Annotated in this window: 19 protein-coding genes and 1 pseudogene; 18 read left to right on the top strand and 2 right to left on the bottom strand. The window is 55.1% G+C overall.

Annotated elements, in window-relative coordinates:
• The first annotated feature begins 5 nt into the window (after positions 1-5).
• From HKD28_RS14480 to HKD28_RS14415, 15 genes are all read left to right on the top strand, one after another.
• A complete protein-coding gene (locus tag HKD28_RS14480) occupies positions 6-809 on the top strand; it encodes an IclR family transcriptional regulator (protein ID WP_194268936.1) in 804 nt (267 codons plus the stop codon).
• Positions 806-1,783, top strand: coding sequence for a 2-dehydro-3-deoxygalactonokinase (locus tag HKD28_RS14475; protein WP_194268935.1), 978 nt, complete (start codon positions 806-808; stop codon positions 1,781-1,783). The genes HKD28_RS14480 and HKD28_RS14475 overlap by 4 nt, the downstream gene beginning before the upstream one ends.
• Complete coding sequence (locus HKD28_RS14470) at positions 1,780-2,412, top strand: 2-dehydro-3-deoxy-6-phosphogalactonate aldolase (RefSeq protein WP_207729016.1); 633 nt, start codon at positions 1,780-1,782, stop codon at positions 2,410-2,412. The genes HKD28_RS14475 and HKD28_RS14470 overlap by 4 nt, the downstream gene beginning before the upstream one ends.
• A gap of 35 nt (positions 2,413-2,447) precedes the next feature.
• Entirely contained in the window at positions 2,448-3,596 is a 1,149-nt protein-coding gene (dgoD, locus tag HKD28_RS14465; RefSeq protein ID WP_194268934.1) for a galactonate dehydratase, read from the top strand.
• Between the two features lie 25 nt (positions 3,597-3,621).
• Positions 3,622-3,978 (top strand): SDR family NAD(P)-dependent oxidoreductase, encoded by a 357-nt coding sequence (locus HKD28_RS15960; RefSeq protein WP_328750730.1) that lies wholly within the window; start codon positions 3,622-3,624, stop codon positions 3,976-3,978.
• On the top strand, positions 3,870-4,394 hold the full coding sequence (locus HKD28_RS14460; RefSeq protein ID WP_328750728.1) for an SDR family NAD(P)-dependent oxidoreductase: 525 nt from the start codon (positions 3,870-3,872) through the stop codon (positions 4,392-4,394). The genes HKD28_RS15960 and HKD28_RS14460 overlap by 109 nt, the downstream gene beginning before the upstream one ends.
• Positions 4,395-4,481: 87 nt before the next feature.
• Positions 4,482-5,759 carry an MFS transporter gene (locus HKD28_RS14455; RefSeq protein WP_328750726.1) on the top strand — a complete coding sequence of 426 codons (1,278 nt, stop codon included), beginning with the start codon at positions 4,482-4,484 and terminating at the stop codon, positions 5,757-5,759.
• Entirely contained in the window at positions 5,756-6,730 is a 975-nt protein-coding gene (locus HKD28_RS14450) for an SMP-30/gluconolactonase/LRE family protein (protein WP_194268932.1), read from the top strand. The genes HKD28_RS14455 and HKD28_RS14450 overlap by 4 nt, the downstream gene beginning before the upstream one ends.
• 317 nt (positions 6,731-7,047) lie before the next feature.
• Positions 7,048-8,085 (top strand): NAD(P)-dependent alcohol dehydrogenase, encoded by a 1,038-nt coding sequence (locus HKD28_RS14445; RefSeq protein ID WP_194268931.1) that lies wholly within the window; start codon positions 7,048-7,050, stop codon positions 8,083-8,085.
• A 149-nt stretch (positions 8,086-8,234) separates the two neighbouring features.
• On the top strand, positions 8,235-9,113 hold the full coding sequence (locus HKD28_RS14440; protein ID WP_235993530.1) for a helix-turn-helix domain-containing protein: 879 nt from the start codon (positions 8,235-8,237) through the stop codon (positions 9,111-9,113).
• Between the two features lie 20 nt (positions 9,114-9,133).
• Positions 9,134-9,904 carry an SDR family NAD(P)-dependent oxidoreductase gene (locus HKD28_RS14435; RefSeq protein ID WP_194268929.1) on the top strand — a complete coding sequence of 257 codons (771 nt, stop codon included), beginning with the start codon at positions 9,134-9,136 and terminating at the stop codon, positions 9,902-9,904.
• Positions 9,905-10,003: 99 nt separating this feature from the next.
• Positions 10,004-10,924: a substrate-binding domain-containing protein gene (locus tag HKD28_RS14430; protein WP_194268928.1), complete on the top strand. Its 921-nt coding sequence runs from the start codon at positions 10,004-10,006 to the stop codon at positions 10,922-10,924.
• A gap of 35 nt (positions 10,925-10,959) precedes the next feature.
• Positions 10,960-12,507: a sugar ABC transporter ATP-binding protein gene (locus tag HKD28_RS14425; RefSeq protein ID WP_194268927.1), complete on the top strand. Its 1,548-nt coding sequence runs from the start codon at positions 10,960-10,962 to the stop codon at positions 12,505-12,507.
• Positions 12,491-13,456 (top strand): ABC transporter permease, encoded by a 966-nt coding sequence (locus HKD28_RS14420; RefSeq protein ID WP_194268926.1) that lies wholly within the window; start codon positions 12,491-12,493, stop codon positions 13,454-13,456. Before HKD28_RS14425 ends, HKD28_RS14420 begins: the two co-directional genes overlap by 17 nt.
• A gap of 23 nt (positions 13,457-13,479) precedes the next feature.
• Complete coding sequence (locus tag HKD28_RS14415; RefSeq protein ID WP_194268925.1) at positions 13,480-14,208, top strand: SDR family oxidoreductase; 729 nt, start codon at positions 13,480-13,482, stop codon at positions 14,206-14,208.
• A gap of 146 nt (positions 14,209-14,354) precedes the next feature.
• Here the strand turns inward: HKD28_RS14415 and HKD28_RS14410 are convergent, their stop codons facing one another.
• Both HKD28_RS14410 and HKD28_RS14405 read right to left on the bottom strand, forming a co-directional pair.
• Positions 14,355-15,191, bottom strand: coding sequence for a MetQ/NlpA family ABC transporter substrate-binding protein (locus HKD28_RS14410; protein WP_194268924.1), 837 nt, complete (start codon positions 15,189-15,191; stop codon positions 14,355-14,357).
• Positions 15,184-16,227, bottom strand: a complete 1,044-nt coding sequence (locus tag HKD28_RS14405) for an isopenicillin N synthase family dioxygenase (RefSeq protein ID WP_194268923.1) — start codon at positions 16,225-16,227, stop codon at positions 15,184-15,186. The genes HKD28_RS14410 and HKD28_RS14405 overlap by 8 nt, the downstream gene beginning before the upstream one ends.
• A 365-nt stretch (positions 16,228-16,592) precedes the next feature.
• Here HKD28_RS14405 and HKD28_RS14400 point away from each other — a divergent pair, with 365 nt between their 5' ends.
• The 3 genes and pseudogenes from HKD28_RS14400 (at position 16,593) to HKD28_RS14390 (ending at position 20,339) form a co-directional block, all read left to right on the top strand.
• Positions 16,593-18,884, top strand: coding sequence for a TonB-dependent receptor plug domain-containing protein (locus tag HKD28_RS14400; RefSeq protein WP_328750718.1), 2,292 nt, complete (start codon positions 16,593-16,595; stop codon positions 18,882-18,884).
• Between the two features lie 44 nt (positions 18,885-18,928).
• A pseudogene (locus HKD28_RS14395) lies at positions 18,929-19,576 on the top strand (methionine ABC transporter ATP-binding protein); the annotation flags it as partial.
• A 103-nt stretch (positions 19,577-19,679) separates the two neighbouring features.
• Positions 19,680-20,339 carry a methionine ABC transporter permease gene (locus HKD28_RS14390; protein WP_194268921.1) on the top strand — a complete coding sequence of 220 codons (660 nt, stop codon included), beginning with the start codon at positions 19,680-19,682 and terminating at the stop codon, positions 20,337-20,339.
• The last annotated feature ends 166 nt before the right edge of the window (positions 20,340-20,505 follow it).

The following is a 20,505-nucleotide window of genomic DNA, read 5'->3' as shown; positions in this document are numbered from 1 at the left end:
AAAGTATGACCAGATCCGATAGCAACAGCAGCAGAGTGGATATGTCTCCTGACGGAGCGTCAGAGTGGCCTGAAGGTACTCAGGCCTTGGGCCGGGGCCTGTCCCTGCTACGCGCTGTCGGTGAAGGATGCGATACGCTGAATGCGCTGGTTGATCGCCTGGGGTGTACGCGCAGCACGACACATCGGCTGGCGTCAGCGCTCGTTCAGATGCACTGGCTTTCTCAGGATCATTCGGGCGCTTATCAGCTTGGACCTAAAGTGGCTGAACTGGGCGCACTGGCCCGGCAGGAACATCCAGTTCTGGTTCTGGCGCGTCCCGTTCTTCAATCTCTCGGAGCTGCAACACAGGATACGGTCCATCTCGGGATCAGAATGGGAGAGCGTGTTCTGTATCTTGACAAGGTTGACGGACAGAGAGGGTTGGAAATGCGCTCCCGCGTCGGGCAGAGCATGCCTTTGGCGCTCACGGGAGTAGGGCGCGCCCTTATCATGGATGATGATGAGGCATCGTGGAGGCATTTGTACGATGTTTCCGGCGCTGATCCGCTTCAGTTCAAAAGCTGGCTGGATCGGATGCGGCATTACCGTGCGAACCGCTGTGTCTTTGACCTTGAGGATAATGAACTGGGCATCAACTGTGTTGCTGTGCCTGTTCGTGATGTCACAGGGGATATCGTCGCGGCCATCAGTGTGGCCAGTGCAACGCCCTATCTTCCCCTCAAACGGATGGCGGAGCTGGTTCCGGTGGTGCAAAAAGCTGCCGAGACGGTTTCTCGTCATCTTGGCTGGAAGGGTGGCGTCATATGAGTGGGCCTTTCGCCGGACTTCCGGCTCTCCTTGCGCTGGACTGGGGGACGTCTTCTCTGCGGGCCTGGCTGATGACGGAGAGCGGTCAGATCCTGCAGGAGTATCAAAGCAAACACGGAATTCTGAATCTGCCGGAAGGCGGATTTTCCGCGGTTCTTCAAACCCTTCTGGGTTTATGGAGTCTTCCCGTTCTGCCCCCGGCAATCGCCTGCGGGATGGTTGGCAGTGCGAATGGATGGGCGGAAGCGCCCTATCTTTCCTGTCCTGTTGCTCCTGATGCACTGGCGACGTCCCTCAAGCCGGTTCAGACAGGGCAGGGGGGGCTTTCGATCATTCCGGGTATTCGGGATGATGGGGTAGTTCCCGACGTCATGCGCGGCGAGGAAACGCAGATTCTGGGTGTTCTCGCCCTTCGTCCTGATCTGGCTGAGGACGTGACGATCGTTCTTCCCGGCACCCATTCGAAATGGGCACAGATCCATCAGGGGCGGATCGTCGGGTTTCGAACGTTCATGACGGGCGAACTCTACGCTGTGCTGAAGGCACACAGCATCCTCGGAAGGTTTAGCGCTCCAGAAAGGCCGTCTGATGCTGAATCCATCATGGCTTTCGAAGACGGTGTCCGAACCGGGGCGTCTGAAGACAGTGTTTCATCCCTGCTGTTTTCTGCACGGAGCCGCGTTCTGGCCGGGCGGCTCTCGCCTGCTGCCGTGCCCGATTATCTGTCGGGCCTGCTGATCGGGAACGAGGTTTATTCCGGCCCCCGTCTCAAGAGAGGGGCGTCGCACAGAACCGTTCTGGTTGGCGATGATGCTCTTTGCGCGCGATATCTCAGGGCTTTTCGTCTGCTGGGTCAGCCTGAACCCGAGGTCCTCGGGAATACAGCGCCAGCGGGATTGATGAAAATTGCTCATCTGGCGGGACTGGTTCCGGATGGAGCCAGATCCCAGCCATTTTCAGGAGTAGGTGCATGAATATGTTCACTCATGCTTTGAAGCGCTGCCCCCTGATTGCCATCCTTCGCGGACTCCGTCCGGAAGAGGCGCTTGGGGCAGGGCAGGCTCTGGTGGATGCGGGCTTCACCATTATTGAAGTCCCGCTCAACTCGCCTGATCCTTTTCGCAGTATTGCCCTGCTTCAGGAGACATTTGGCGATCGGGCTTTGATTGGCGCCGGGACCGTCACATCTCCGGAAGCGGTGCGAGATGTGGCGCGTCATAATGGCAGGCTGATTGTCATGCCACATGCAGACGTCGCCGTTATTCGGGAAGCCAAGGCTCATGGCCTGATCTGCACGCCGGGAGTTTGTACGCCTACGGAGGGATTTGCGGCTCTGGCTGCCGGGGCGGATGCGCTAAAAATGTTTCCTGCCGAACAGCTTGGCCCTCATGTTCTGGCCGCATGGAAAAGCGTGTTTCCCGCGGGTACGGCCTTTATTCCCGTCGGTGGCATCCGGCCTGAGACGATGCAGGAATATTTCAGCGTCGGCGCAGCAGGATTTGGACTGGGGTCGGCTCTGTATCGCAAGGGCGACAGCGCGCACACAATCGCGGCCAATGCCCGAGCCTTCATCGATGCGCTTCCCGCATCGTCCAGCCACTGAATCCATCATTTCCGAATTCACGACAGGACATCATCATGAAGATTACGGCACTCAAGACCTATATGGTTCCGCCGCGCTGGCTGTTTCTGAAAATCGAGACGGATGAAGGCATTTTTGGCTGGGGCGAGCCCGTCGTCGAAGGTCGGGCCGCGACTGTGGCTGCCATGGTCGAGGAACTGTCCGATTACCTGATTGGCAAAGACCCGTTTCTGATCGAAGACCACTGGAATGTCATGTATCGTGCGGGCTTCTATCGTGGCGGTGCGATCCATATGAGCGCCATCGCCGGAATTGATCAGGCGCTCTGGGATCTGAAGGGGCGGGCGTTCAATGTGCCGGTCTGGCAGCTTCTGGGCGGAAAGTGTCGTGACCGTATCCGTGTCTATTCATGGATTGGTGGAGACCGTCCGGCTGATACGGCGCGTGCTGCCAAAGAAGTCGTGGATCGCGGTTTTACGGCTGTGAAAATGAATGGCACGGAAGAGCTCCAGTTCATCGACAGCCACAGGAAAGTGGATGAAGCGATTGCCCGGGTCGCGGCTATTCGTGAGGCGGTCGGGCCGTATGTCGGGATTGGTGTAGATTTCCACGGGCGCGTGCATAAGCCGATGGCCAAGGTTCTGGCGCGGGAACTTCAGCCCTTCGACCTGATGTTCATTGAAGAGCCCGTTCTGAGTGAGAATTTCGAGGCTCTGCCGGAAATTGCCGCCCAGACGTCCATCCCCATTGCGCTAGGTGAGCGTCTGTTTTCGCGCTGGGATTTCAAGCGCATTCTGGAACAGGGCTGCGTCGATATCATCCAGCCTGATCCCTCTCATTCCGGGGGCATTACGGAAACGCGGAAAATCGCTGCCATGGCAGAGGCTTATGACGTCGCTGTCGCTCTGCATTGTCCGCTCGGGCCGATCGCTCTGGCGGCCAATCTTCAACTGGATGCCATCAGCTATAACGCGTTCATTCAGGAACAGAGCCTCGGTATTCATTACAACAAGAGCAATGACCTGCTGGATTACATCGTCGATCCTTCGGTGTTCTCTTATGTGGATGGACATGTCGCCATTCCTGATGGCCCCGGTCTGGGGATTGAAATCAACGAGGAGTATGTGAAGGCCAAAGCTGCTGAAGGACATCGCTGGAGAAATCCTGTCTGGCGCCATGCCGACGGCTCTGTGGCAGAGTGGTAAAATCATGATGCAGGATGCGGCTGCCATGATATTCACAGACAATCTGGCGATCTATCCCAGTCTGCGCGATCGTGCCGTCCTGATTACGGGCGGTGCGACCGGGATCGGAGCGGCCATGGTCAGGGCGTTTGCCCGGCAGGGCGCAAAGGTCGCTTTTTTGGATATTGATGACACCGCTGGTGAAGCGCTGGCTGCGGAACTGGCAGGTGCGCCGTTTCCTCCAGTTTTGTGCCATGCGATGTTACCAATGTTGAACGGTCAAGATCGGCTTTCGTGGAAGCGCAGGAGCGTGTTGGAACGGTCGATGTTTTGGTTGCCAATGCTGCGAACGACCGTCGGCACACGCTGGAAGAAGCGGACGAAGCCCTGTGGCAGCGCCTGACGGACATCAACATCAAGTCGCAGTTCTTTGCGGCCCAGGCAGTTGCTCCTGTCATGGTGCAGAAGGGCCGGGGATCAATCATCTGCCTCGGTTCAACAGGCTGGATGCAGAAGAACGCCGGCTATCCCATCTATGCAACCTGCAAGGCTGCTGTGCATGGGTTGGTCAATGCGCTGGCGCGTGAACTGGGGCCGTCGCGTATCCGCGTCAATGCTCTGGTGCCGGGATGGGTCATGACGGACAAGCAGAAGGCGCTCTGGCTGGATGCCGGAGGGGAAGCGGCGATTGACCGCAACCAGTGCATTTCTGACCGGATACAGCCAGAGGATATTGCCAGTCTGGCGCTGTTTCTGGCCGCCGATGACAGCCGGATGTGCACGGGCCAGAAATTTGTCGTGGATGGCGGCTGGACCTGAGCCTGTTCGCATCTGCGTTTTTCGTTTTTTTGAACACACAGAATGTGCGGCCGACAGGCCGGCATGTTTCGAAAGAGGACCAATATCGTGTCTCATGAGCACATTCTGTCCCAGCCCGTTTCGGCGTCCGATCAGAACGTGAGTGCGTTCCAGCTACTGCGTCCATACTGGCGGGTCACGCTGGCGGCGTTTCTGGGCTGGTTTCTTGATGCCTTCGATCAGGTGGCGCTTCTGCTCTGCCTGCCGGATATCGGAAAGGATCTGGGTGTCAGCCTGACGGCTATGGGAATTATCATTACAGCCCAGAGTGTCGGGCGTGTGGTGGGCAATACCGGCTGGGGCTGGCTGTCGGACCGGTATGGTCGCAAGCTGACCTTTATGATCGGTGTGATCTGGTTTGCGGTCTTTTCCGGCGCAACGGCCATGACATGGACGTATCTGGCCATGCTGGTGGTTCAGTTCATGTTCGGGATCGGCTTTGGAGGCGAATGGACTGCTTCTGCAGCCCTTCTCATGGAAAGTGTGCCGCCGCGTGCGCGTTCTCTGGCGTCGTCGCTGATGATGTCGGGATATGAATGCGGCTTTTTCGCTGCTGCAGCGGCGCAGGCCATCATTCTCCCGATCTGGGGATGGAGGGCGCTGTTTCTGATCGGGGTCATACCCGCACTTCTGGCGATTTTCATTCGTCGGGGCGTGCCGGAAAGCCCGGTCTGGCTCAAGCTCCAGTCCATGCCGAAGCAACAGGTCCAGCGGCGGAAGTTTGGTTTCCGTCTTGATGGAGCAGCGCTTCAGGCTCTGATTTTCATGGCCTTTGTTCAGTTCCAGAATGCTGCGATGTACAGCTTTTATCCGACATTCCTGCGCTCAGACCGTCATATGTCTCCGGCTGATGTTTTTCCGTTCATCGCGGCGTACTGCATCGGCTCCCTGCTGGGGAAACCGCTGTGCGGAGTTCTGGCATCCCGCTTGGGAGACCGAATGGTGTTCATGCTGTATTTCGCTCTGACGGCACTTGGGATCTGGCCGTTTATTTCGGCACATAACATGACGGTCATGCTGGCTGGAGCGTTTGGCGTCGGCATGTTTGGAAACAGCATTTTCGCTCTTGTCCCGCATTATCTGTCACAGCGCTTCCCTTCCGAGACGCGGTCGCTCGGGATGGGCACAAGCTACGCAGTCGCGGCTTTGGGGCAGGGTGTGGCAGGCTTTCTGGTGCCAATGCTGGGGGTGATCTACGGGTTGCCTGCCGCCATTATCGGAAGTGTTCTGGTTGGTACGGTTCTGGTGGCGAGTATTGTGGCCTATCGGCCTGCGGTTCTTCCTGGCGCAAAGATGGAAGGCGAAGAGGAGCATGTGGTCGGATGAATACGTCACTGTTTCCGGGAGTGGTTCCCGCTCAGAAAGACTATCTCGCGCGCGTGGACTATGCGCCTGTTCTGTACGATCCGACGTTCGATTGCTTTTTGCCGAACTCTGATACGGAACGTCTTGCAACAGGAATGGCATGGGGGGAAGGGCCTGTCTGGTTTGGAGACGGGCGCTTCCTGCTATGGAGTGATATTCCCAACAATCGCATCCTGCGCTGGACGGAAGAGACCGGGCAGGTTTCGGTGTTTCGCGGCCCCTCTGGCTTTGCCAATGGCAATACCCGCGACCTTGTAGGGCGACTGATCACCTGCGAGCATGAGTCCCGACGCGTTACGCGGACAGAGCCTGACGGCACGATGACCGTCATTGCTGATAGATTCAGCGGGTGCCAGCTTAATTCTCCGAATGATGTGGTGGTTGCCGCAGATGGTGCCATCTGGTTCACCGACCCGGATTATGGGCTCAAATCCGCCTATGAAGGGGGAGGGCGGGGAGAGCAGGAACTGCCGACATCCCTTTACCGGGTCGGGGTAAGGGGAGGGCTTGAGTGCATTGACGATGGATTTCTCAACCCCAACGGACTGGCATTTTCACCCGATGGCAGCATTCTCTATGTGATCGATACTGGAGCCTCCCCAAATCTGATCTGGGCGTGTCAGTTGAATGAGAGCAGGGATCGGGTAACTGAACGCCATATTCTGATCGATGCTGAGCAGGGGCTGGGTGATGGCCTGCGCTGTGATGACGCTGGAAATCTCTGGTGTGGGTGGGGCGGATCTGATGGAAATGGCGTCAAGGTCTTTGGAAAGAACGGCGAAGCCCGGGCTTTTCTTCCGCTGCCCGAGCGGTGTGCCAATCTGTGTTTTGGCGGCCAGCGCCGTAACCGCCTTTTTATGGCTGCGTCACACAGTCTTTATGCCGTGTATGTGAATATCGGGTCATTTATAAAATGCTCAATGCGGCACTGAACGAGCCACTGATTGAGCCTTTTATCGGAAGCTTTTGGAGCATCCCAGACCTCATATTTCTGTTACCTATAACATGAAAAATTCCAATCTACAGAGAGGCATATCCGCTGATTTCTATATAAAATTTTCAATAAAATATAATTATATCAATATCTTATAAAATATTTTGGTGATGGGGGATCTAACCTTCGTAATTATCCCAATCAAAAAAGTATCACTTTTTAGGAAAAAATACCCTATACGTTGTTATATATAACATATAATTCCTGCTCTTAATCACATTTGATGTTGGAATGTGTGGCAGGAGACGGTTGGGTATGGCTCAGGCACTGGTGCTCGAAAAGAAAGGTGAACTCTCCCTGCGCGAGATTCACCTTCCATCGGAACTTGGCGCAAATGACGTCCGGATTGCCATTCATACGGTCGGTATCTGCGGCAGCGATGTGCATTACTATACACATGGCGCCATCGGACCCTTCGTTGTTCGTGAACCCATGGTGCTGGGACATGAGGCTTCTGGGACGATAACGGAAGTCGGAAGCCATGTCAGATCGCTGAAAGTTGGTGACCGGGTATGCATGGAGCCCGGCATTCCAGACCCACAGTCCCGCGCAACGCTGATGGGCCAGTACAACGTAGATCCCGCCGTCCGCTTCTGGGCGACGCCGCCCGTTCACGGCTGTCTGACGCATTCCGTCGTTCATCCAGCCGCCTTCACCTTCAAACTGCCGGACAATGTGAGTTTCGCTGAAGGTGCGATGATCGAACCGCTTGCAGTTGGCGTACAGGCTTCGGTCAAGGCTGCCATCAAGCCTGGTGATATCTGTCTTGTGACCGGGTGTGGCCCTATCGGGATCATGACCGCATTGGCCGCACTTGCCTCCGGGGCGGGGCAGGTTTTCGTCACGGATCTGGCACCCGCCAAGCTTGCTATTGCCGGACAGTATGACGGTATCAGGCCCATCAACGTTCGTGACGAAAAGCCGCGTGATGTTGTGGATGCCATCTGTGGATCTGACTGGGGCGTGGATGTTGTTTTCGAAGCGAGCGGGTTTGCCGGCGCTTATGACGATGCTCTGGCATGTGTGCGGCCTGGCGGAAGCATTGTCTTCGTCGGTATGCCTCTGCAGAAGGTTCCGTTTGACATCGTAGCGGCGCAGGCCAAGGAAATCCGTATGGAAACGGTGTTCCGCTACGCGAATGTTTATGAGCGTGCCATTCGGCTCATCAGTGCGGGAAAGATCAATCTCAAACCGCTTGTGTCGGAAACATTCCCTTTCGATCAGGGGATTGCCGCGTTTGAGCGGGCTGCCGAGGCTCGACCAAGCGACGTCAAACTCCAGATTGCTCTCTGAGAAGCGGTGCCATCATGTCCGTAACACAGAAATTATCCAGACAGAGGTCGTTTGCTCCGATTTCCAGCCGTGTATCAGCGCTTGGAACGATCAGTTCCCTGACAATAAAACCGCCTGTCAGTGAAGGAAATACGCGTCCTGTTTACGAGATGATCCATGCGGACCCTAACACCAGTTTTCGCTGGCATCAGCATGACTATCCCGGCCCGCTGGCCCGTTGGAACCATCATCCGGAATACGAACTGCACCTGATCACACAGAGCGAAGGTCGTGCGATCATCGGAGACCATATCGGGAGTTTTGGACCACGCCAGCTTGTTCTGGTCGGGCCGGATCTGCCGCATGGGTGGTTCAGTCCTTTAAAGCCGGGTGAAGTGCTCACAGGACGCGATATCGTCCTTCAGTTTAGCGCTAAATGGATTGACTGTCTGATAACGCTTTGCCCGGAACTGGGTGGACTGAGAAATCTGCTTCAGGCATCCGCTCTTGGTGTCGAGTTCACCGGCCCAGAAGCACTTGGTCTGGGAGAGAAGCTTGAGGCGATTGGCACTTTCCAAGGTTCTGGGAGGTTGACTGCCTGTCTGGATCTTCTTGCCACATTGACGTCTGCACCTTTCAGAACACTGTCGCTCAAAGGTGAGAGCAAGGGGCTCGATAGTCCGGAAATGCAGCGCATGAGCGGCGTCATCACATCCCTCATGGCCATGGACCCGTCCGAAATTCGCCACGACCATCTGGCACAGAATCTGGGACTTTGTGCCTCAACATTCTCGCGCCAGTTCCGGGCCGCAACAGGAGATACGTTTATGTCTTTCCTGCATCGGTTGCGGGTGTGTCATGCGTGCCATCTGCTGGCCAGTTCCAGGCTTTCAATCACCGAAATCGGTGCGGCTTCCGGCTTTAACAACCTTTCCAATTTCAACCGTATTTTCCTGCGTCTGCGGGGCTGCACTCCACGCGAATACCGGCGTCAGGCCCGCGAAATGACGGCCTTTTCGCCGACAGGCGCCGCAGATTTTTTGAACTGATCGACAGGGGAAAACAGACCATGCCAACACTTCCACAACGATTTTCCCTCGATGGTCGCAAAGCGCTTGTCACCGGTGCGTCCCGCGGGCTTGGCGTCACGATCTGCGAGGTTCTGAGTGCTGCCGGGGCCGATATTATCGCCGTTGCACGCTCTGAAGCTGATATGGCTCAAACACGCCGGATCGTGGAAGGGCATGGTCGTCGCTGCCTTACGGTTGTTGCGGATCTTAGGGATCCGATTGCCCCTGATACCGTAGTCCAGATGGTGAGGGCTGCGTGGGGTGGTGTGGATATTGTCGTCAACAATGCTGGCGTCAGTTTCCCCCGCCCTCTGGTGGAACAGACCGTCGAGGAGTGGGACACCGTGCAGGCCATCAATCTGCGTGCACCCTGGCTTCTCGCCCGTGCGTTTGCGCCAGGCATGATCGAACGCAAACGTGGGAAGATCATCAACATCAGTTCCCAGGCCAGTTCTGTCGCGCTGATCGACCATGGTGCTTACGTCGCCTCAAAAGCCGGTTTGAATGGTCTTACCAAGGTCATGACGGCGGAGTGGGCCGCTCACAACATCCAGGCCAATGCCATCTGCCCCACAGTCGTCTGGACGCCTATGGGTGAACGCGTCTGGAGCGTCGGCAACAAGCTGGAAAAGCTGCTGGAAAAAATCCCCGCTGGTCGTGTCGCAACACCGGAAGATGTCGCGGATACAGTTCTGTATCTCGCCTCCGATGCGTCGAACATGGTCAACGGACAGGAAATATTTGTCGATGGCGGATATACGGCCCTTTAGGTCGCCGCGTTCTCAAGTAGAGACAGGTAATTTTACGGCTTTGACAAGGCCTCGTGCAGGAAATGACCTGCACAATTCACGCAGATCAACAGGTGTAACATGAAGATCAAGACGCTTCCGCTGACCATTCTGTCTCTCGCTCTTGGCGGGACGGCCCTGTCACAGCCGGCTGCCGCTGCTGGGACACCGCTAAAAATTGGTGTTTCTTTTCAGGAAATGAACAACCCGTACTTCGTCACCATGAAAGACGCCTTGCAGGAAGCCGCTGCAACGATCGGGGCCAATGTCATCATCAGTGATGCGCATCATGATGTTTCCAAGCAGGTGAGTGACATTGAGGACATGATCCAACAGGGCGCACAGATCATCATCATTAACCCGACCGATACCGTGGGCGTTACGTCCGTCGTAAAGACCGTTCATGACAAGAATATCCCGATTGTCTCGGTGGATGCTCAGGCTGGCGGTCCGCTGGATGCCTTTGTCGGTTCCAAGAATTACGATGCTGGCTTCAAGGCCTGCGAGTATCTCGCCATGACGATCAAGACCGGCAATATCGGCATTATTGACGGCATTCCGGTCGTGCCAATTCTGGAGCGTGTCAAAGGCTGCAGGGACGCTATTGCCAAGCATTCTGACATCAAGATTATCAGTGTCCAGAACGGCAAGCAGGAGCGTGATCAGGCCCTGACGGTAGCGGAGAACATGCTTCAGGCCAACCCGGATCTGAAGGGAATTTTCAGCGTCAATGACAATGGGTCCCTCGGCGTGCTGTCAGCCATCGAATCCAATGGAGCGGACGTGAAGCTGGTTAGCGTTGATGGCAATCCGGAAGCCATGAAGGCCATCAGCAAGCCCGGGTCCCATTTCATTGCCACGGCGGCGCAGTTCCCCCGGCAGGAAATCCGTCTGGCACTCGCGCTCGCGCTCGCAAAGAAATGGGGTGCGGAAGTGCCGAAGGTTCTGCCAGTCGATGTCGAACTGATCGACGCGACGAAAGCCAAAACGTTCAGCTGGTAAATTCCAGTGGCGCGCTGGATTTCGGAGAGAACATCATGACACAGACCAGTCAGATAGCGTCAGAGCCTCTTCTGGCCCTTGAAGGGATCTCCAAGAGCTTTCCGGGAGTCCGGGCATTGCGGAATGTCAGCCTCAGTCTTGAGCAGGGAGAAATCCATGCTCTTCTGGGGGAGAACGGTGCTGGAAAGTCCACGATCATCAAGATCATGGGCGGGATTCAGTCTCAGGATGAAGGGCAAATCTTTCTCAACGGAAAAGAATGCCATTTCTCAAGCTACAAGGATGCCATCAGCGCAGGCATCGGGATTGTTTTTCAGGAATTCAGCCTGATTCCTGAACTTGATGCCGTGGATAATATTTTCCTCGGACGCGAAATGCGGAACGCTCTCGGATTTTCCCGCAAAAACGAAATGACGCGCATCGCGCAGGGAATTTTCGAACGGCTCGGGGTCAGAACACGGTTTGACGTTCCCGTCGCGCGTCTCAGCGTGGCTGAACAGCAGTTTGTGGAAATCGCGAAAGCTCTGTCACTGGATGTACAGGTTCTCATCCTCGACGAACCAACCGCGACCCTGACGCCGACAGAAGCCGAGCTGCTCTTCAACGTCATGCGGCAGCTTCGGGATCAGGGCATCGGCATTTTCTTCGTGTCGCATCATCTCGAAGAGATTTTTGAAATCTGTGACCGCATTACGGTGCTGCGCGATGGTGCGCGTGTGGGAGTTCTGAAAACGTCCGAGTGCACGATGGACCATCTGGTTGAGCGGATGGTCGGTCGGAAAATTGAAAATACGTTTCCGCCCAAGCCAGCACTGAATATTGCCGAGCGAATTCTGGAAGCTGAAAATATCCGCTTCGTCAGTAACGGACACCCCAACAGTTTCTATCTGCGAGAAGGTGAAATTCTCGGTTTTGCCGGGCTTGTCGGTTCGGGCCGAACGGAGACGGCTCTGGCGTTGATCGGCGCACTGCCATGTCCCGGAAAAACGGTGCGGATTGAGGGCAGGGAAGTGTCCATGGGGAATCCTGCACAGGCTCTGCGTCACGGCATCGGAATTCTGCCCGAAAGCCGAAAAACCGAGGGTCTGATCCTCGGCTTCAGCATCCGGGACAACATCTCTATCAACAACCTGGCGCAATATACCCGCCCGATCGGCACGATCGACACTGCGCGGGAGAAGCGCAAGACACAGGAACTGATGTCTGCCGTCCGCATCAAAGCGCCTTCGGACGAGACGACTGTGGTGAGCCTTAGTGGTGGCAACCAGCAGAAGGTTGTAATCGCGCGCTGGCTGAACCGCCGGAGCAGGATCCTGATCTTCGATGAACCCACACGTGGGATCGATGTCGGGGCCAGGGCGGAAATCTATACACTCATGCGGAACCTCACGGCAGAGGGATACGCCATCATCATGATCTCATCCGAGCTTCCGGAGATCGTCGGCATGTGTGACCGCGTGGCCGTTTTCAGCCATGGCGTCATTACGACGGTTCTGGAGGGGGATGCCATCAGTTCGGAAGAGGTAATGCGTCATGCAACAGCAAGCGTTAAAAAGTTCGCAGTCGATGCACTCTCTGCTTGAGCGCTACAGAGCATCGAAATTCGCACGGTCAACGGCGTTTCTCCCGGCGGTTGGGCTGTTCGTGGTCGTGGCCTGCATGATCGCGCTCAACAGCCGCTTCCTGTCCTTCGGCAATCTCGAAAACGTTGCCAGACAGGTCTCGATCAACGCCATCATTTCTGTGGGCATGACTTTTGCCATTCTCACAGGCGGCATTGACCTCTCCGTAGGAGCGGTCATGGCGCTGGCGGGAACCATCACGGCTGGCCTGTTGGTTTCTGGCCTGAACGCCGGGCTGGCCATTCTCGCCGGGCTGGGTGTGGGGGCGCTTTTCGGGGCAGGAAACGGAGTCTGCATCGCCCGTCTTGGAATGCCGCCGATCATCGTCACTCTGGCATCAATGAGCATCGCCCGTGGTTTGGGGCTGATCTACACTAACGGCTATCCCATCTCGGGCCTTCCGGACTGGTTTGCATTTATCGGGCGCGGGAAGGTTTTGGGAATCCAGACGCCCATTCTCATCATGTTCGTGGTTTATGCGCTGGCCTATCTGTTGCTCCAGCGCATGCCGACCGGTCGCTATATTTATGCCATAGGCGGCAATGAAGAGGCTGTGCGCCTCTCAGGCATTGATTCCCGTAAATATAAAATCATCGTTTATCTGATCGGAGGCTTCACCGCTGCTCTGGCTGGTGTTGTTCTCTCCTCCCGTCTCATGAGCGGTCAGCCGAACGCAGGCGTCGGCTTTGAACTCGATGCCATCGCAGCCGTGGTGCTGGGTGGCACCTCAATTTCCGGCGGCCGTGGTTCCATCATCGGAACCCTGATTGGCGCCATGTTGCTGGGTGTTCTGAACAACGGGCTGAACCTGCTTGAAGTCTCCCCTTACGTTCAGAACGTCATCAAAGGCGCCATCATCCTCCTCGCAATTTTCATCAGTCGTCAGCGCGGCACAGCGTCCGCACACTGAGACAGCATCACAGGATAGGGCATATGACACAGTCTCTTCAGGGTAAAATTGCCGCCATCACCGGCGCAGCTTCGGGCATTGGTTTCGAATGTGCCCGCTATCTCATCGAAGCGGGGGCAGTGGTCTATCTTCTGGACCGTGACGCCACAGCACTCGAAGATAAAACGGCAGAACTCGGCAGCCAGGCTCGTGCAATTATCGTCGATCTCTTTGACTACAAAACCGTAGATGCTGCGATTGCACAGATCGTTCAGGAGCAGGGCAGGATTGATATTTTCCACGCCAATGCTGGCGCTTATGTGGGCGGCAATGTCTGGGAAGGCGATCCTGACAGCTGGGACCCCATGCTCCACCTGAACATTAATGCAGCCTTCCGCTCGGTCCGCGCCGTTCTGCCGCAGATGATGAAGCAGGAAAGTGGCGATATCGTCATGACCAGTTCGATTGCGGGCATAATCCCTATTATGGCTGAACCCATCTACACCGCCTCGAAACATGCTGTGCAGGCCTTTGTTCACACAGTGCGCCGTCAGGTTGCGAAGTATGGGATTCGTGTAGGAGCCATCCAACCTGGCCCGGTTGTCACGCCTTTGCTGAAAGACTGGGATCAGGTGCGGCTTGAAGCCAACATCAAGGCTGGTGCCTTAATGGAAGCCAAGGAAGTTGCCGAAGCGCTGATTTTTATTCTGACCCGTTCAAAGGGTGTCATGGTGCGGGATCTGGTCGTCCTGCCACATAACTTTGATGCCTGAAATAGAGGAGGGGTGAGTGAAGAAACCGTTGATCAGAGCTGTTTGTACGACAGCTCTGATCAACGGTTCTCTATCGCCAGTCAGATGAAGGGGCAGGTCGGCCAGCGTGTGCATCTAAAGTCAGGACGGGATGAAGGACATTACGTCTACGCAGGAATGATGGCCCCATGATAGGCTTCAAGCAGCTTGGCGCGGACATTGGGTTTTTGAAAAGCGCTCACCAGTGGCTGAACCCAGGTGGCATGGGCGTCGGGCGCGTTTACGGCGATAAAATTGATGTAGGGATTGTTGTCCATACTCTCACGCGCCAGACGCTCCGATTTGAGGTCGATCCCGGCTTTGTAGGCCCATTCCGTAATCACGACGCCAGCATCAAGGTCTGGCAGAGACCGTGCCAGAACAGGATCATCCAGTTCCTTAATCGTCAGGTTTTTCGGATTATCGGAGATATCGAGTGCGGTTGGCATTTCGCCCGCGTCAGGTGAAATCTTCAGTAACCCAAGAGATTGCAGGAGTTTAAGTGCACGTCCTTCATTCGTAGGGTCGGCGGGAACACCGATCGTTGCCCCGTCAGGGATTGTGGAGAGTGTTTTCCATTTTTTCGAATAAAAGCCGATCGGTGCGAAGTAGGTGTTTCCAACAGGCACGATATGAGAGCCCAGTGCAGTATTCTGAGCCTGAAGGTAAGGACCGTGTTGAAATGCGTTGGCGTCCAGATCTCCTGCCGCAAGGGCCGCGTTGATCGGATTGCCTTCAGAAAAAGTGACGACTTCGATGGTCAGGCCCGTCGCGCGGGCATTTTCCTGAACAATACGCCAGATATCCTCGTCTTCTCCGGACAGGATGCCGACCCGTACAGGCTTCGACTGCGCTTTTGCGGATGCTCCAATGAGAGATGTGGCAGCGAGGAGCGTGAGCAGTCTGCGACGCCCCAGAGAAATACCGGATATGGGCTGTGTCTGGCTGATAGGGCGATTACGCATGGTGCAGGACTTTCGAGGGAACGGCAGAGAAAAGATCACTGTGATGTCGGGCTGCAACATCGGGATGAGAGCGCAGCCGCCCTTTGAGTGTGTTCTGTCCGATCTGAGAAAAGAGGGGGTTGTCGGGATCCTGCGTGATCCCGGCGCTGGAGTTTGCCAAGACGTCCGGCAGCGGGAGGACTGGCATCGTAGCGTCGAGTTGTGCGCCGAGGAAAAAGGCTGCGGACAACCTGTCCCGTCCTGAGTTCGGGCTGACGACACGATGGATCGCAGCTTTGAAATATCCGCTTGTGGCGACTTCCAGCAATTCGCCGATGTTGACGATGAACGTCTCCGGCTGGGGTGGGGCCTGAAGCCACTCACCGTTTGCCAGTTCCACTTCGAGCCCGCCTTCATTGTCCTGAAGGATGAGCGAGAGGAGGTCGCTATCTTTATGAGCGCCTACGCCCTGCCTTTCTCCGCTGCCATGCTGGCCGGGATAATGGATGAGTTTCAAAAGCTGGTAAGGCGTTTTGCTGACGACGGGATGAAAGGCATTTGCCGCCTGCCCCAGAGAGAGCGCAAGCGCTTCGAGCAGGCGCCTGAGAACATCCAGAACCTGCTCCTGCCATGACAGAACAGTCGTTTTGAGCTGTGGAAGTGTTGCTGGCCACTGGTTGGGGCCCTGTAGGCGCAGATAAGCCGGTTTGCCCCGCAGATCTTCCACAATGCCTCTTTCAGGACCGATATCGAGTTGCTCGCGCCAGTCTGCCTTGCCGCGTGTGATTTCTCTGCCGGCGTGATTATACCCTCTGAAATGTGGAGAATTCACCATGGAAATTTGTTCTTTCTGCTCCATCGGCAGAGAGAAAAATTCCTGTGCCTGCGCCATGAGAGCAGCATTCAGATCCGCCGGAATCCCATGCCCTTTCAGGTAGAAGAAACCGTATTCGTGGGCAGCGTTGCGCAGAGATTCAAGGAAAAACTCGTCTGGCGTCTGATGGTCCTGCCATAGGGACAGGTCGATGGTCGGAAGAGAAAGAGTGTTCTGCGTCATACACGTAACCACTTTCGGCTCTGAATTTTTGCCTCTGGGACCTGTTTTGCGACAGGTTTCAGGAGCATGTGTCCTCATATAGTCCTCCATAAAACGCGATATATATTAAATCCACATCAATATGTTGTTTGACTCAAAAAACACTATGAAATAATCAACAAAAGACAAATTTCCTTGAAAGAACGTTTATGCGTAGTGGTTATGTCCTGGCGCCACTTCTTGTTGGCCTTTCGTTTTCCGGGACCTTTTCGGGGGCCGTTGCGGCCGAAAACACATCGGCTCAGGATAGTTCCGGCGTGAAAAAACAGTCCAGAAAAGAGACTGTTGTCAAAAAAACAGCGCCTGTCGTCAGGACAGAACAGGCTGTGGCTGATGAGCCGGAGCAGGTCATCGTGACAGGCACCCGAGACCCCTCTCAGACGGCGGCCCGCAGCATCAGCCCCATTACGATCATCGGGGGCAACCAGCTTCGGGCAACGGGGATGACGGACATTCGGGAGGCGCTGGTCCAGCTTTCTCCTTCCATCAGCCGTGAGGTCAACGGTTCGGATCAGGGATCGGTCATTGATGCGCTAAGTCTGCGGGGATTGAATGCCGATCAGACTCTGGTGCTGGTGAATGGCAAAAGACGGCATACGACAGCCGCCATCGCGGTAGATGCCTCGTCACAGCAGGGAACGACCCCTGTCGATCTGGATATGATCCCGATTTCTGCCGTCGATCATATCGAGATCCTGCAGGATGGTGCGGCTGCGCAGTATGGATCGGATGCCATCGCAGGCGTAATCAACGTCATTCTGAAATCCAACAATCACGGTATCCATCTTCAGGCTGTCAATGGCGGCTATGCTGCGGGAGATGGTTTTACGACTGGTGAAAACCTGAATGCAGGCTTCAAGCTGGGCAATCGGGGTTTCCTGAACCTCAGTGCGGAATTCAAGCATCAGGATCGCACACAGAGAACTGGAATTGACCCCCGGACGGGCAAAAACAACGATCTGGCAACGGGCCAGCCTCAGGCAACGCGTGAGTCCATCGAAACGAATTTCGGATATCATTTAACGGATGCCATAGAGCTTTATGGCTTTGGAACATTCACGCACCGCGATGCCGAGCGATGGGCTTTTCTGCGTGCTCCGAGTACCACCGCGGCTGACGGGCTTTTGGGGATGTATCCGAACGGGTTTGAACCCGTCGAAACAATGCCAGAAAATGATTATGGCTTCACGCTCGGTTTTCGAGGAAAACGACTTTACGGTTTTGACTGGGATCTGAGTTCCACGATCGGTGGAGATCACGATACATTGGGGGATTATAATTCTGCAAACGCGGACGCTTATAAAGAGACAGGATATTCCCCGTCGCGTTTCTATCTTGGCAGTTATTCCAACCAGCAATGGACGAGCAACCTCGATATTCGGCGTGGCGTAGATCTTCCGTTTCTGTACAGCCCCTTGAATATTGCGTTTGGTGGTGAATATCGCCGTGATACCTATTCCATCGGCTCAGGAGAGCCGCTGTCGTATTATCTGAGCGGTGCGCAGGGATATCAGGGCGAAACGCCTCAGGATGCCGTTAACGCAGCCAGACACGTCGCAGCCGCCTATGTTGATTTCTCGACGCAGATCGTCAAACGCTGGCGGGTGGATCTTGCGGGACGGTTTGAGCACTATGATGACGTCGGAAATGCGCGGACGGGAAAAATCTCCACGCGATATGATATCAACCGCTTCATCGGCTTTCGCGGCACCGCCAGCACCGGCTTTCGCGCTCCGACCCTAGCGGAACAGAATTTTGCGGCTTTCATCTCCAGCCCGAACTATGCAACCGGACAGATTGCGGCCAATTCACCCGCTGCTCGCGCTTTGGGTTCGCCTGGCCTCAGACCGGAAACATCCACCAACTTCAGTGCGGGTATGATCCTGAACCCGCTGCCCCGTCTTCATATCAATGTTGACGGCTATACAATTTATATCAAGCATCGGATCGTTGACGGAGGCTATGCTTCAGGTGCCCGGGCTGTAGAAGCCTATGCCGCAGCAGGTGTGGATACGTCCGGATTTTCTGGCGATGAGTCTGCAGTCAGTACAAACTACTTTACGAATGGTGCCAGTACCCGGACAACCGGACTTGATATTACGGCACGCTATTCTTCGGACTTCGGGCGTTATGGAAAAGTGGACTGGGATGCAGCCGTCAATTTCAATCATACCAATGTCAAAAACATTGCGCGGACCGGGGAAGGCGCTCCGGTTCTGAACGCCCAGCAGATCAGTTTGATGTCAACGGAAAACCCGTCCAACAAGCTGATTTTTGGAGGGATCTGGCGTCAGGGAAAATGGACGGTCGCCGTTCACGAAATCCGTTATGGGCATACGACGTCTGACCTGACATTCGTTTCGGGAAGCAATGCTTTTTCGACAACGAATTTTTATCATCAGATCAACCGTCCGCGCTTTGTGACCAATCTTGAAGTCGGTTATCAGGTTCTTCCTCAACTTCATCTGGCGCTGGGCGGCAACAATGTCGGAAACGCCCACCCCAGCCGTGTGCCGTCCTTTACGGCGGATTATAACAACAATCTCTACGACACACTCAGTCAGCAGTTGTCCGAAGAGGGTGGTTTTTACTATCTTCGGGCTGATCTTTCTCTTTGAATATGATGGTAATGCAGAATACAGGCGTGGCTGAAGCGAATGAGATGTTGAAAGTTGAAGGTCTGTCCAAGATCTTCAACGGCCATTATGCGCTGGAAAATATCGGCTTTTCCGTTCATCGCGGTGAAATTGTAGGACTCATTGGGCGCTCGGGAGCAGGGAAAACGACCTTGCTTCGTTGCCTGAATGGCGCAGAAACTCTGGATTCAGGCCACGTTCTCGTTGAAGGAAAAAATCTTAGCGTTCTTAAAGAACGTGAGCTGCTTGCTCTTCGACAACGGATCGGTCTTGTTTTTCAGGGGTTCAATCTTCTCCAGTCCCGGACTGTGGCGGGCAATATTTCTCTTGGTCTGGAGATTTTGGGAGTTCCCAAAAAAGAACGGCAACATCGTATTCAGGAGCTGATCCATCTGGTCGGCCTTGAAGGACATGAGGCAAAATACCCCTCGCAGCTTTCCGGAGGGCAAAAACAGAGGGTGGGAATCGCAAGGGCGCTGGCGGGTCATCCAGCTCTTTTGTTGTGTGACGAAGCAACGTCCGCGCTGGACCCTGAAGCGACGACGTCAATTCTCGCTCTTCTTGAAACCATTAATAAAGAGCTTGGCGTTACGATCATTCTCATTACGCACGAAATGGATGTTATCCGCCGGTTGGCTCATCGAGTGCTTGTTCTCGATCAGGGGCGTATTGTTGAAGATATTTCAAATGAATTACTGAACAGGGGGGAGGCGAAACACGCCCTAACGCGGTCCTTCATCAGTCGTGAAAATACAGAGGACATGGAGGCCGCCGGATATGCATCATCAGGTTTTTGATCTGTTTTTCAAAGCCACGCTGGCGACACTCGAAATGGTTTTTGCGTCTGCTGCAATTGCCGTTCTCTTCGGATTGCCTCTTGCTGTTCTGCTCACCATCACGAGGCCGGGGGGACTATGGCCTATTCGCCCCATCGGTCGGCTTCTTGGAATTGTGGTTGATCTGACAAGAGCCGTGCCGTTCATTATTCTTCTTGTTGTCCTGATCCCTTTTACGCGCTTTGTCATGGGAACGGCTCTTGGGACGGCTGCGGCCATTGTGCCACTGTCCATTACCGCGATCCCCTATTTCGCGCGGATTGCGGAAGTTTCATTGAGAGAGGTGTCTCCGGAACTGATTGACGCGGTGCGCGCCATGGGTGCGACACGGGCGAAAGTCGTGCGCTCGGTTCTCATTCCCGAGGCTCTCCCAGGACTGGTCTCTGGTCTGACTGTCACGCTGGTCACACTCATCAGCGCCTCTGCCATGGCGGGCGTCGTGGGCGCGGGCGGACTGGGTGATCTTGCAATTCGCTATGGATATCAACGATTTAATACAGTCATGATGTTATGGGTGGTGAGTATTCTTGTTGTGCTGACAATTCTTGTTCAGATTGTTGGGAATGCGATTTCCGCCCGGCTGAGGAAGAATTTTATATAGAATGACCCACAGGTTCTGAAACGCACCCGCAATCTTCGCCCGGATGATGGATAATCTAGTTGTTTAGTCCCGGGATTTGATGGGGTATTATTTTCACGAGAGTGGAAGGAAGCCTTATGGGCCAGATACGTCATGGGAGCGCCACGACCACGCACGCCGTGCGAGC

Source organism: Gluconobacter cadivus, assembly GCF_015244745.1.
GTDB lineage: Bacteria > Pseudomonadota > Alphaproteobacteria > Acetobacterales > Acetobacteraceae > Gluconobacter > Gluconobacter cadivus.
This window is presented reverse-complemented; position numbering and strand designations above follow the sequence as displayed.